General features: G+C 62.2%; 10 protein-coding genes. 5 read left to right on the plus strand and 5 right to left on the minus strand.

Annotation, left to right across the window (positions count from 1 at the left end; translation table 11 throughout):
* Positions 1–524: 524 nt before the first annotated feature.
* The gene (locus HU230_RS07675; RefSeq protein WP_176532204.1) at positions 525–1,691 is read left to right on the plus strand and encodes a glycosyltransferase family 4 protein; all 1,167 of its coding nucleotides are present in this window, start codon (positions 525–527) and stop codon (positions 1,689–1,691) included.
* Between the two features lie 87 nt (positions 1,692–1,778).
* Here HU230_RS07675 and HU230_RS07680 read toward each other — a convergent pair whose 3' ends face one another.
* From HU230_RS07680 to HU230_RS07700, 5 genes are all read right to left on the minus strand, one after another.
* Positions 1,779–2,183: a recombinase family protein gene (locus HU230_RS07680; protein WP_176532203.1), complete on the minus strand. Its 405-nt coding sequence runs from the start codon at positions 2,181–2,183 to the stop codon at positions 1,779–1,781.
* Positions 2,184–2,341: 158 nt separating this feature from the next.
* Entirely contained in the window at positions 2,342–3,499 is a 1,158-nt protein-coding gene (locus HU230_RS07685; protein ID WP_176532202.1) for a sugar transferase, read from the minus strand.
* Between the two features lie 69 nt (positions 3,500–3,568).
* Positions 3,569–4,561, minus strand: coding sequence for an NAD-dependent epimerase/dehydratase family protein (locus HU230_RS07690; protein ID WP_176532201.1), 993 nt, complete (start codon positions 4,559–4,561; stop codon positions 3,569–3,571).
* A 195-nt stretch (positions 4,562–4,756) separates the two neighbouring features.
* Entirely contained in the window at positions 4,757–6,265 is a 1,509-nt protein-coding gene (locus HU230_RS07695) for a right-handed parallel beta-helix repeat-containing protein (protein ID WP_176532200.1), read from the minus strand.
* 242 nt (positions 6,266–6,507) lie between these two features.
* Positions 6,508–7,908 (minus strand): polysaccharide biosynthesis/export family protein, encoded by a 1,401-nt coding sequence (locus tag HU230_RS07700; protein ID WP_176532199.1) that lies wholly within the window; start codon positions 7,906–7,908, stop codon positions 6,508–6,510.
* A 213-nt stretch (positions 7,909–8,121) separates the two neighbouring features.
* Between HU230_RS07700 and HU230_RS07705 the strand changes: the two genes are divergently transcribed.
* The 4 genes from HU230_RS07705 to HU230_RS07720 all read left to right on the plus strand — a co-directional run bounded on the left by HU230_RS07705 (position 8,122) and on the right by HU230_RS07720 (position 13,010).
* Positions 8,122–9,102 (plus strand): UDP-glucuronic acid decarboxylase family protein, encoded by a 981-nt coding sequence (locus HU230_RS07705; RefSeq protein WP_176535106.1) that lies wholly within the window; start codon positions 8,122–8,124, stop codon positions 9,100–9,102.
* 65 nt (positions 9,103–9,167) lie between these two features.
* Positions 9,168–9,917: a WecB/TagA/CpsF family glycosyltransferase gene (locus tag HU230_RS07710; RefSeq protein WP_176532198.1), complete on the plus strand. Its 750-nt coding sequence runs from the start codon at positions 9,168–9,170 to the stop codon at positions 9,915–9,917.
* A 13-nt stretch (positions 9,918–9,930) separates the two neighbouring features.
* Entirely contained in the window at positions 9,931–12,216 is a 2,286-nt protein-coding gene (locus tag HU230_RS07715) for a hypothetical protein (protein ID WP_176532197.1), read from the plus strand.
* A complete protein-coding gene (locus HU230_RS07720) occupies positions 12,213–13,010 on the plus strand; it encodes a polysaccharide deacetylase family protein (RefSeq protein WP_176532196.1) in 798 nt (265 codons plus the stop codon). The genes HU230_RS07715 and HU230_RS07720 overlap by 4 nt, the downstream gene beginning before the upstream one ends.
* The last annotated feature ends 69 nt before the right edge of the window (positions 13,011–13,079 follow it).

Consider the following 13,079-nt stretch of genomic DNA (forward strand, 5'->3'; position numbering starts at 1 on the left):
CCCGTGGCGCCGCCGTTCCCGAGTCCAACATTCGCTTTCTCCTACGCAACAATTCTCATGACACCGCCGCAGATGGCGTCAGCGCTGGATCAGCGGGAAATTGGATTTTGCTCGAGCCAGAACCGCCTCTCGCCCGCCTTGCAGGATTGTCCGCGCAAACGCCGCGGCGCGGTATCGGTTTGCGCGAATTGTCGATATCCGACCGGGCTCGTGAAGGATCGATACATCGTGGCACAGGCTCGCGTTGGTCATGTTGTCGGCCCGACAGACCGAGACTAGTGGTTGCGTACGCCCTGTTGCCAAGAAACACGGGCTATCGGAATGCCTTTCGGAAGTACTTCGCTGGGGGTACCAGGTTCGCCGTTCCGAGTTCCATACTCGCATCGTCACCAAAGCTGTCCCCGAGCGCCAACGCCACGTGCTTCCCGCGAAGGCGGGCGCCACGCACGTATGGAGTACACCTGTATTGATGATTGAACCCATGCCTTCTGTGATCCATAATCACAGACGGAGAGGTTGATCGCATGCGTATTGTCCTCACTCGGCGTGAGGCTCTCGACTGGCCCGACGGCGTCAATATTTTCATCGTATCGCTTGCTCAAGCTCTGGCCGATCTTGATCACGAGGTGACGATCGTTGTCGGAAGCCTCCAGAGCCATGAGGAGTACCGGCGCCTGCTAGGTCCTCGTCTCGATCTACCGATCGTTGCCCTGAGCCCCACGCCCTTGACGGGGCTTGCCTCCGCCGCGGCCTGGCTACGCGCGAAGCGGATTATTGATCGCTTGAGGCCCGATCTTGTTGTCCATAGCGAAGCAGTGCCGCTCCCGCTCCGCGGCACGATCGTCCAGGTTGTCCACGATCTCGAACCTCGCAGTGGCCGGCTTGCTCCATTGTGGCGCAGCATTCGGCGATTCAGCACCAAACGGTGCGACTACGTGGTCGCCACGACGACGGAGCTTCGCGATGAACTCGTCCGCGATCTTGGCATGTCACGGCACCAGCTTGCCGTGATCCCCAAATGCATTGAGCTTCAAGCCTACCGTGGGGGCGACCTTGCAGCGCGTGAGCGGGCGATCCTTCATTCCGGAACCTCGCCCTACAAGGATCCCGCCGCCACGATCCGGGCATTCGGCGTGCTCGACGATCCCTCGGTAGGCCTCTACGTTGCAGGCGATATCACTCGACAGACGCAAGCAGCGGTGGATGCTCTCCCGGATCGGATTCGCGGGCGCGTGATCCTCCTCGGGTCCGTGGATGGGCAGACTGTGCGGATGCTACATGGTCGGGTTAGGGTCGCCGCTTTCCCCACGCGCTATGCGGTCCCTGTCGCGTCTGCAACTGTCATGGAGGCGATCGCCAGCGGAACGCCTATTGTCGGTTCCTCTCGGCTCAGCCGGGATGTGCTCGAAAATGACGTGAACGGGCTTGTGACCGATACGAGCCCAGGTGCGATGGCGATTGCGCTTCGATCCATCCTGAATGATGACGCGTTGTGGTTACGGCTGTCCGCCGGCGCCCGCCGAATGGCTCAACGGTTCGATGGTTTTCGCGTCGCACGGCAGTACATCGAGCTTGCGTCTGGAGGAGCCCGTCGCAGCTATCGTCATGGCGACCGCGAAAGCGGCTCCGGTCTAATCGGCTTTCGCCGGGAGAACCCGCATTCGCTGCGGCGGTTATCGAGCAACGCTTAGAACCCGACACGCCGAGCACCTTGTCAGAGTGGATACCCAAAGCTTCGGTGTCCTACCTGGGTTCCCGCCGCATGCCGGACGCGGCCGTCACCGTCCGCGCCACCAACCGATGCTCAGATCCCATAGCACAGAACGCAGCGGGGAAGCGCCAAGCGACCAAAGGGGTGCCGATCCGAGGATCATTCGTCCGGTCGTGGTACTCGTGTCAATCGGCGTACCGAGGATGCGAAGGCCGACGCCCTTGCGGCCCAGCCGCTCGATGAGCGCCAGCACGCCCCGGGTCGAATGTGCCACGCGATAGGGTTTCGTGATCGCTATCACGTCCCCTTTCCGAGTGACTTCGATCGCGCGCTCCAACTCCGGCATCTTTCCGAACACGCTGGCCTTCTCGCAAAAATGGTCTTGCGCTCCAAGCGCGGCCAGGTCGCGCTTCTGGGCGTCAAGTCGCTCGATGGGTTCGAGGGGACCAACGCGACAATAGCCCACGATCACGGATCTTTCCCCCTTGTTGTCACCTACCTAAAAAACAGGCCTGAAACATGTGCCCCTTTGGACGGCGGTTCATGGCGGTCTCGCGGCCACCATCGTGAGTGCTGTCCGCCGCGCTGAACGCGCGCCACAAAGCCGGTTCAAGTGCGCGGGCTGGCCGACTAACGGGCTCCCTTTGCTCCCAGCACGGCTGGCAGCGTTTGCAGTATGATGTACACGTCCAGCCAGAATGACGAATTGTGGATGTAAGAGAGATCCTGCTCTTTCAGAACCTGCAGGTCGCCATCGCTGCGGGACGAAACCTGCCACAGTCCGGTGAGTCCCGGCTGAACGCTGGCGCGCACTGACCGGAATTCTTCATCGAGCTGTTCGATATGGTAAGCGGGGAGGGGGCGCGGGCCGACCAGACTCATGTCGCCGCGGATGACGTTCCAGAGCTGCGGCAATTCATCGATGCTGGAGCGGCGCAGGAAGTTGCCGATAATCGGCAGAATACGCGGGTCGTTCCGCAGCTTGAAGAACTGTTGCCACTCGGCGCGCGCATGCGGGTTACGATTGAGATGCTCCTCCAGCATACGACTGCTGTCGGCATACATGGTCCGCAACTTGTGCATCTTCACCAGCTTACCGCGGTATCCTACGCGCTCCTGGACGAAGAAAGCCGCGCCTGGGTCGATCAGCTTGATCGCTATCACGCCCAGCGCCACGACGGGCAGCGCGAGCAGCCCCAGCGGAACAGCGAATACGATATCCAGCATCCGTTTGAGGAGCCAGTTCTGCCGGGAGTATCGTGCAAGGTCGCGGTCTTGACTGGCCGGACCAGCCAGGATGGCTGAGGCATCCCACAGGTCGAAATGTATCAGCAGAGTTCGCAGCGCGACCTCTACATAATGGCCGATCAGTAGGAGGCAAGCCGCATAGGCGGTCTGAACGAAGATGACATGGACGATGTTCCAGCCGCTGGCGTTCGCCATCGTGACAATGCTCCACGGCACCATGACAATGCCAACGCCAAGGGCGCGCTGCCGGAAACGCTGGTAGGGTTCCGGGCCCGGACTGTTGTAGAGTCCGGTTACGAAGAACGCGAAAGCGGCAAGGAGCACTACGGCCCCAAGATGCTCCGGCGTCGGTAGCCCGACCGCTCGCGCGAGTGAGCTGGTACAGGCGCCTGCGTCCAATGCGGCGGCGAGATCGCCGCTGACCAGCAAGGCCGTCACGATCGACTTGCGATGCCGACGGACGAATGCAGAGCCACGTTGGCTGCCAGAGGGCAGGTTCGCGCGGCTCGCTTGGCGCAGGTTCAGCCCCTGGTCTGTCATGCTGGTACTTGCTTCCGTTCGGTCTAGTGGAAAACGTCCTCCGGCTGCGATGTCGGAGGACGTCTGCGGCTAGGCGGCTGCGATGTTGGAAAGATCGGGCTTGCCGAGAACTCGCCCTTCGATCCAGCGGTAGGTGGGAACGAGGCCTTGCCGCAGCGTCGTCGCGGGCTCCCAGCCGAGGATCGTCCTTAGTCGCGAATTGTCGCTATTGCGGCCGCGCACGCCTTGCGGCTTCGATGTGTCGTGACGCTTGATCACGGACTTGCCGGCGATGGCGGCAATGATGTCGACCAGTTCGTCGACCGTCACCAATTCGTCTGTGCCAAGGTTCAGCGGCAGGGAATAGTCGGACTGCATGATGCGATGAATGCCTTCGACGCAATCATCAATGTACATGAACGAGCGTGTCTGCTTGCCGTCTCCCCAGATCTGCAGTTCGTCTCCGCTGCGGAGACCGGCGATCTTGCGCGAAAGGGCTGCGGGTGCCTTTTCACGACCGCCGTCATAGGTACCGAGCGGGCCGTAGACGTTGTGGAAGCGGACGACGCGCGTGGGCAGGTGCCAGTCCTCGGTGAAGTACTGGCAGAGCTTTTCGGTATAGAGCTTTTCGAGCCCGTACCCTTCTTCCGGATCGGCCGGAAACGCATCGTCCTCGCGCAGAGGAACGACGTCGGGATTTCGCTGCAGATGCTGCGGGTAGACGCAGGCGGACGAGGAGAACAGGAATCGCTTGACCTCGTTGCACTTTGCGGCCTGCAGCATGTGCGCATCGATCAGGGTGTTGTTGAGCGTGATCTCAGCGTGCTGCGTGCTGATATAGCCGATGCCGCCCATGTCGGCGGCAAGATGATAGACCTCGTCGATATTCTTCGTGACACGCTGGCACTCTGCACGGTCACGCAGGTCAGCAATCATGAACTCGTCGGCGGCGGTCTCTTCGTATTCGGGAGACTTGATGTCGGCGCCACGGACGAAGTATCCAAGCCCAACCAGATACTTGACCAAATGGTGGCCGATGAACCCACCGGCACCCGTGACGAGCGCCGTTTTCCTGCCTCGCATTTTCGCGCCTCCATGTTCTCTCGGTAGTTGCCTGAGCTGCATCAGTCGCGGAAGGGATTGAGCAACGTCGAATGCCGACCTTAACCGGACCGTTTCAAAGTCCCGATTGAAACGAGGTGGTAGTCCGAAATCGCAACAACCGTCGAGGATATCGGTCGATGCGCGCGGTTTGCGAGCGTCGTGGCCCGAGCCCTGTCAATGGACGAGGAGACTACCGTTCTGTTCGAGCCCGGCGTGCTGCAAGCGGTCCCAATCGAGGACGGCGCGTCCCCACGCGAATCTGACCGGCGTGCTTCCGCGAGAGATGCGATAGATATTGTGATCGAACCGGTTGTTGCCGGTCTCGATGACATCGGCGTTAGCGTTGTCAGGTCCGACGTCGGAGGCGGCGCCGGCACAAACTGCACCCTCGAATTTCATGTCGTTGTCGTGGATGTGGTTGTTGCGGGTCTTGTAAAGCTCACCCGATTTGGTGCGGCGGCCCTGGTCGACAAGGATGACGCCGCACTTTCCCGCGCTAACGATCAACTCGTTGCCATAGACATCGACGTCTTGCGATGCGGCAATCAGGAGGTTGTTGCCCCAGAACCCACCCTTGCCGAGGCCGTTGTGTCGAAGCTTGTTGTTGCGGATCACCGCCGCGAACGAGATCTCGTGAAATATTCCGGCTTCGCTGTTTCCTTCGGCGATATTACCCTCGTAGAGAACGTCGCGGCATTCGATGTCGCACCACAGGCCTGGGCCGCGATTGTCGTAGACGCGATTGTCGCGCATGACGACGTTTGAGCTGACCGCAAGTTTAACGCCTCCGGCCTCCCAGTTGGGATTGAATTCGCGAGTGTTGTTCGCGAACACGCGGTTGCGTTCGATCACAACGTCGCGGCCGACTCCCGTGATCCCGATCTGGCCGTTGTGGTGAATGTCGCAGTCGCGGATCCGGGTGCCGGATCCCACCGCGATCCCTGCCGCGCTGTTCAGCCGAAGCTCGCAATTCTCGACCACCCAGCCGTTGGCATCCTGGGCCTGGACAGCGCCTTTCTGGCCGACGCTGGCATATTTCTCGATGATGAGATTCTTGATCAAGATGCCGGGTGCGGTGCTGTCGAATGCGAACGCTGCGACGGTGACTTCGACCTTATGGGCCGATGGATCATTGGCGAGGAATATCTTTCCAGTCGAATGATCGAAGTAAAAGCGATCGGAAGTGACGTCGTTCTTCGTCAGCACCTGGGCGAGGGGAACGTCGTCGACGAAGACGGCCTCCGGCAGATTGCAAGCCGGCGCCGACCTGACACATGATCCGACCCGCCGGCCTTGCTGGTTCTGGCCACCGGCAACCCAGTAGGTGCCTTCCCGGCTGAAGTCGGTGAGAATGCGGCTGCCGTTCAGAATTGTCCGGCCTTCCCCATAAAACCGCTGGTTCTTGCGTGGCCGGACGGCCTGGCTGCGATGAATGCCATTCTTCAGACAGAACGCGGCGCCCACTTCGGCACGATCGACGGCCGGCTGGATCGGTTCGTCCGGCAGAATCGAAATGGTATCGGTCGGGCAGGGCTCCTCGACGGGGCCAGACAGCGCCGGCTGCGCCGAGAGCCAGATCGACGCCGTGAGCCAGGCCGCGAGCTTCAGCGTGCGCCGGATGGCGAGGGCTCGCGATAGGCTGGTGCGTCGGAGGCACGGAGCAGACGCGGACAGGGCGTTCAAGCAGCCCGACCTAAGCAGAGCAAGCAGCCCTGCGATAAAGGTGAATTCGCCGATGAAGATCGGTCGGTCGCCAAAATAAGCAAAGCCGCCGTTTCTGAGCAGCGCATAACCCATGAGAACGCAACAGAGCAGGAGGACGTAGCGGTCCGGCCGAGGCAAGGTGCGCGCGGTTGAGGGGGGTATTGTCATGGCTCCCGAAGGCGCAATCTCAATTCATGGGCGGCAGTTGGCAACGCTGCTTGCTATCGGGAAATCGGGCTGGTGAAGTCCTGGCCGCTCGCTTGTTCAGTCCCGGAGGGGCGTGATCTAAGCAGTTCCGCGGCGGCCTGGTCGTTCGACGTGATGCCGGCCGGCATCTCAGTCTTGATGTCGATGACGTCTCCAGGCTCAACGGGCGTCGTCTCGTCGGCATCCGATACGACGGCGTGACCGTTCCGCATGCGCGTGATGCTGATCAAATGCTTGGCGCCGGCGCCGCCGCCGACGTTGCGCCATCTGGCGTCGCGGATCGCGATGGCCGCGGGCAGCGTGATGTCGAGGTCGTTGAGCTGATCGCGCGTCTGCTGCAGTTCGGTCGCGACCTGGCGCTTGAATGCCGCGTCAACCTCCTTGATCCTGAAATCCACGTTTCCCGCATCGACCTGCAGCCGGGAGACGTCCGAGAGCAATCGCCAGACCGTTGCTTCCTGGTTTGCCTCGAGGACGCGGTAATTGAAGTCGTTGTTCTGTGTCCCCAACCCTTGTCGGAGAAGGTTGCCATATCGATCGATTTGCTGACGGATCAGGTCGAGCTGCTTCTTGCCGGCATTGCCCTGTTCGCTGTTGGCCTCGATCTGCTCCTTTAGCAGCGGCTTTTGCGACCGGAGCAGGTCGATCTGCCCCTGCAGGATCGTAGCCTGGATCCTGAAGACGTCCTGCTCGCTTCCGATGATCCGGAGCGTGTCCTTGTCGTTGGCCGCGTTGCCAAGATCCGGCGGAGCGAAGCTGTCCTTTCCGTCGCGCTGCGCCTCGAGACGAGCCTGGCGGATGAGCATGGTGCGCTTCTGGTTCGTGAGCTGGCGGACACGTTCTTCCGCTAACAGATAGTCGGAGAGTGCGGTCTGGCGCAGTGCGTCGACGGGGCCATATCCTCCAGCGAGCGCCACGGCGCTCTGCGTCGTACTGCCGTAGCGGAAGGGATAAGCGCCCGGCAGCCGCACGTCGCCCAGCACATAGAGCGGCCGCAGTTCGGCGATGCGCACGCCGACCGATCGTGTCCGAAGAAGTCCTTCGGCAAGAAGTTTGTCGTTGATCCGCTCTTGGCATTCAAACACTGTCAGGTCCTTGACCTCGATGGCCGCAGCAAGGGGAAGGCTGATGGTGCCGGCATCATCGATCAGGACGTCACCCGAGAGTTCAGGCTGCCCGAAGACGGTTACCGTGATGCGGTCACCTGGCGCAAGACGGTAGGTTGTCTGTCCTGCCGGCGCCACACCTGCGCACAACAGGACGGAAAGGCACGCCGCCGACAACGATGTCAGCAAGCGTCGGATCGGCGTCGACGGGCTGGTACCGGAAGCAATCGGTCGCTGATCACTGTCCACGAATAACTCCACGCGCGGCCAGCTGGATTCGCGCAGACGCTCCATGGCCGGCAGCGTCAAGACTAGTGGTTGCGTGGGCCAAGTGCAGAAAAACACGGGCTAATGACGCGCGCGTCGGCGGTACTTCACTGGTGGTACCTCCGGATTCGAGCCGGATAGCTCCTATTCGTTGCGGCTTATCCATGAGCGCGACTGTTGGCGGCCTGTCGGCTCCCTCAAGATCGGGAATGCCGGAGACCGTCCGGCGGACATGCAAACCGGCGGAGACGCAGCTTGAAAAGACGTGTTCTGGTCACGGGCGGGGCTGGATTCCTCGGCTCACATTTGTGCGCGCGACTGCTGAAGCAGGAATGCGAGGTGCTTTGCGTCGACAATTTCTTCACCGGGATGCGTCGGAACATCGAACCGCTTCTCGGCGAGCCGGCATTCGAGGTCATGCGGCACGACGTCACGTTCCCACTCTATGTCGAGGTCGACGAGATCTACAACCTCGCGTGCCCGGCATCGCCAATTCACTACCAGCGCGACCCGATCCAGACCACGAAGACGAGCGTGCTTGGCGCGATCAATATGCTGGGCCTCGCCAAGCGGCTGCATGCCCGTATCCTTCAGGCGTCGACCAGCGAGGTCTATGGCGATCCAGATGTCCATCCCCAGACCGAGGACTACTGTGGCATCGTCAACATCGCGGGACCGCGAGCCTGTTACGACGAGGCAAAGCGCTGCACGGAGACGCTGTTCTACGATTACCGGCGGCAGCATCGGCTGGATATTCGCGTCGCCCGCATCTTCAACACCTACGGTCCGAACATGCATCCGCAGGACGGCCGCGTCGTGTCCAGCTTCATCGTGCAGGCGCTCAGAGGCGAACCGATCACGGTCTTCGGGACGGGAATGCAAACGCGATCGTTCTGCTACGTCGACGACTTGATCGATGGCTTGACGCGGTTGATGAACGCGCCGGCGGACGTTGAAGGATCGGTCAATCTCGGCAATCCTACCGAGATGACCATGTGCGAACTCGCCGAGCTCATCATCTCGCTGACGGGGTCGCGCTCCAGGCTCGAGTTCCGGCCGTTGCCGCAGGACGATCCGCGTCAGCGTCGGCCTGACATTTCCCGCGCGCGTGAGCTTCTGCATTGGGCGCCGGTCGTGAGCGTGAACGAAGGACTGAGCAGGACCATCGCCTATTTCGACAACCTGCTGTCCGACCCGCGCGAAGCTGACAAGCTCGTGTGGAAGATGCCCCAGTGAGTCCCAGGGCAGACCCAGCGCTTGATCGTGGCGACGTGCTCGGTGTCAGCGTGAGCGCCATTACCATGGACGACGCAGTTGCAACGCTCGATCGCTGGATCGAAGGGCGACGCCGCGAATATGTCTGTGTCACGGGGGTGCACGGCGTGATGGAATGCCGATGCGATCCGTCGCTGCGCAAGATCCACGATGAGGCCGGCATGGTGACCCCGGATGGGATGCCGCTCGTGTACTTCCTGCGTCTTGTTGGCAAAAAGCGCACGCAACGGGTCTATGGACCGGACCTGATGCGAGCGATGACGGCGCTTTCCGCAACGCGGGGTTATCGGCAATTCTACTATGGCGGGGATGTCGGCCTTGCCGAGAAGCTCAAGGAAACCCTGGTTCGCTCCGCTTCGGGCCTGCAGGTGGTGGGCACCTTCTCGCCGCCGTTTCGCGCACTGACGCCGGAGGAAGACCGCGCGATTGTCGACATGATCAATGCCGCGCGGCCGGACATTGTCTGGGTCGGCCTGAGCACGCCGAAGCAGGAGCGGTGGATGGCGGCGCATCGCGGGCAGATCGAGGCGCCGGTGATGATCGGTGTCGGCGCGGCATTCGACTTCCTCGCGGGAACCAAGCGTCAGGCGCCGCTGTGGATGCAGCGTCATGGCCTCGAATGGCTGTTCCGGCTGTGCTCGGAGCCGAAGCGTCTGTGGCGGCGCTACGCCTACATCGTCCCGGGATTCTCCTGCCTTGCGGCGGGTGAGCTATTACGACGCGCCATGCAAGGTCGAAAGTCGACCGGCGCGATGCCGTCGCGTGAGGCCGGGTGAGTCGAAGGTTGGAATGCAGAAAATCGGAGTGAAAGACCGCCCCTCGGCGCTTGGTGTGGACCGCAATGCGCTCCCGCATCCGGAGCGCCACGTTCTGCAAGAACCCGCAAGCCGGAGCGCCACAGCGTGGGCGGCGATCACGCGCATCATCTTCGGAACGCACGCCCTGGCGTTGGCGGATCAGGCGGTCGTGAGCGGCACCAGCCTTCTGTCGACGGTGCTGGTCGGTCGTTTCACCCAGCCCAGCCAACTCGGCATCTACGCCATTGGTCTGTCCGTATTGGGATTTGTGCTCGCGGTGCAGGACGCCCTCATCCTGATGCCTTATACGATTCAGCGGCACCGCTCGTCGCGAACCCCGGCGCAGCATGCCGGGCTCTCGCTGCTGCACAGCGTGTGGTTGTCCGCGGCCGCCATTGTCGTGCTGGCCATCGTGGCTGTTGCGATGATCGCGCTATGGGCCGCGAACGATTTGACCTGGCTGGTCTGCACGTTGGTGCTGACCGTTCCGTTCGCATTGCAGAGGGAGTTCAATCGAACGTATGCATTTGCGCATTTGAATGTGGCGAATGCCCTGATCCTTGATGCCGGCGTGGCCGCGGTGCAACTGCCTGTGCTGGCCTGGCTCGGATGGACCGACAGGATGTCCGCTGTCAATGCCTCCCTCGCACTGGCGGGCGGCTGCGCGTTGACGAGCCTCGTCTGGCTCTACCTGGCACGACAGAATTTTTCGATTCCGACAGGCCGCGTGCGGCAGGCGACCGCGGAGAGCTGGCGACTTGGCAAATGGCTTTGTGCCGGACAGATCACGGTCACGATCCAGAGCTACGTCAGCTACTGGGTGCTGCCGCTGTTGGTCAGCTTGGCGGAAACCGGCGTTTTCGCAGCCTGCAACAGTATCGCGTCTGTGGCCAACCCATTGTTGAGCGCATTCCGCAACACGCTGACGCCGCGCTCGGTCCTTGCTTTCAAGGAGGGGGGAGTCGAGAGACTGCGCCGTCAAGCGTCGCGTGACGCGCTTCTGCTTGTCGGTGTCATGTCGCTGTTCTGGGTCATGATTCTTTTCAGCGGCGACTTCCTGATGAGGCTGATCTACCACGATCACGGATACGACGGGCGGGGCGACGTCGTGACGATCCTGGCGCTGGCCGTGCTTGCGACTGCCGCGGGGGCGTCGGCCTCCAACGCAATGGCAAGCATGGAACGGCCGCGGGCGGTCGTGGTGGCGACGTCGGTCGGAGCCTTCGTCACGGCGACGGCGGTCTGGGCGTTTACCGCCGAATGGGGATTGCTCGGAGCTGCTTACGGGATATTGGCCGGGAGCGTTGCGGGATCGGCGGCCCGCTGGGTCGCATTCCTGACGGTCGCAGCCCGGCCCGGTCCTGCGGATCACGTTCGCGCTCCGATCGCGCAGGTCCTGCAGCAACTCGCGCAACCGAACCCGGCTGTCGATTGGGACATCAGGCAGATCGGAGAAGGATTCCAGGGCCGGATCTACGGCATCCGTACAGGCAGGGACCATGCGATCTGGCAAGGATATCGCGATCTGGCGGTCAAGCTCTATCCCGACGAGCCGGCCGCGGTCGAAACGGCAAAACGGCAGTTCGATGCCCAGATGCGGCTGCACGGCTCGGTCGACGGCAGGACGGTTCATGACTGGACGTTACGCGCGCCATTGCCGCTTCATGTCTCCGAAACGCCGCCGGCCCTGGTGATGACGATGGCTGCCGGCACCGACCTCAACAAGTTCCTTGCCGCCCTTAGCGATCAGCCTCCCGAAGTGCTGGCGGCCATGGCCCGTGTTCTTGTCACCGTGTTGCGGCCGCACTGGGCCACGGGGAGTCCCCACGGTGATCTCTGCCTTCAGAACATCCTTTACGATCCCGCGCAACGCATTCTCACGCTCGTCGATGCCGACAAGCCGGCTTGCGTCGGTGTCGTATTCAACCAACGTTACCCGGCGGCCTATGACCTGGCCGGCCTGCTTTGCGATGTGGCGACCGATATTCGTACCGTGGATCGGCGCGTGGCCCTGAGCAAGCGGACGTTTGTAGAAAGCGTGTTGTCGGCCTTCCTGACAATGATGGAAGCACCGGAACAGGAGCCGGAGCTGATCGCGGAAATCCGCGCCTTTGCGCGAGCGGAGCTCAAGTTGCTCGACCTGCGATGGTCGCCGCGAGGGCTTTTCCGCTTGATTCAGCGAAGCATCGCGATGCCCCGCATCGATCGGATGCTCGCCGCCGCTCAGGCGAACGTCCGGATGCGTCATCGCTTGAGCGTGGTGGGAGGCGGGTCATGACGTTGCCGGCCTACATCACAACCAGTTGGGATGATGGCCATCCCCTGGATCATCGCGTGGCCGCATTGCTCTCAAAGTACGGACTGGAGGGCACCTTCTACGTACCCGCGACGACGAGCGAACGACAGACCATGTCCGCCATGCAGCTGCGCGCGCTGGGCAAGGGCTTCGAGATCGGCGCGCACACGCTCCACCATGTCGATTTGACGTCCGTGACGACAGAAACGGCCTCGCAGGAGATCGCCGATTCCAAGGCCTGGATCGAAGACAGCACGGGTGTTCGCTGCGAGTGCTTCTGCCCGCCGATCGGCCGCTACCGCAAGGAGCATGTGCGCATGGTCCAGCGAGCGGGATATATCGGCCTGCGCACCGTCGAGCTTCTTGCGCTCGGCTTTCCGCGACCGTTAGCCGGCCTGTTGCAAATACCGACGACCGTCCAGGCGTTTCCGCACCGCCGTTCCACTCTGGCGAGGAACGCGATCAAGCGGATGGCCTTCGGTAACATCTGGCGCTACCTCCGTCACGGCCGCGCGACAGAATGGCCCGCGCTCGCGGAATCGCTGCTGTCTCAGGTCGTTGCGCGCGGCGGCGTCTTCCATCTCTGGGGACATTCCTGGGAGTTGGAGGAGTTCGACCAATGGCAGCGGCTGGACAGTGTCCTGCGCCTCATGGGGCAATTCACGCGGCAGGCGCCGGCTGTCAGCAACGGACAGCTCTGCCGCTTGCCGATACCGCCCGTCGCTGCGTCCGGTCAGGCGGTGGCCGCGGCGGAAGCTGCAGGAGGACGTCGATGAACATTCTCGTGGCGCACAATTTCTACAAGCTCGCCGGCGGCGAGGACCAATGCGTCGCGGCCGAGGTTG

This window comes from Bradyrhizobium quebecense (assembly GCF_013373795.3).
GTDB lineage: Bacteria > Pseudomonadota > Alphaproteobacteria > Rhizobiales > Xanthobacteraceae > Bradyrhizobium > Bradyrhizobium quebecense.

Bases quoted from the DNA above. Each gene is read 5' to 3' on its own strand.
- HU230_RS07710 (WP_176532198.1), top strand. From the start codon at position 9,168: ATGGACGACGCAGTTGCAACGCTCGATCGCTGGATCGAAGGGCGACGC.
- HU230_RS07675 (WP_176532204.1), top strand. From the start codon at position 525: ATGCGTATTGTCCTCACTCGGCGTGAGGCTCTCGACTGGCCCGACGGC.
- HU230_RS07685 (WP_176532202.1), bottom strand. From the start codon at position 3,499: ATGACAGACCAGGGGCTGAACCTGCGCCAAGCGAGCCGCGCGAACCTG.
- HU230_RS07690 (WP_176532201.1), bottom strand. From the start codon at position 4,561: ATGCGAGGCAGGAAAACGGCGCTCGTCACGGGTGCCGGTGGGTTCATC.
- HU230_RS07720 (WP_176532196.1), top strand. From the start codon at position 12,213: ATGACGTTGCCGGCCTACATCACAACCAGTTGGGATGATGGCCATCCC.
- HU230_RS07715 (WP_176532197.1), top strand. From the start codon at position 9,931: ATGCAGAAAATCGGAGTGAAAGACCGCCCCTCGGCGCTTGGTGTGGAC.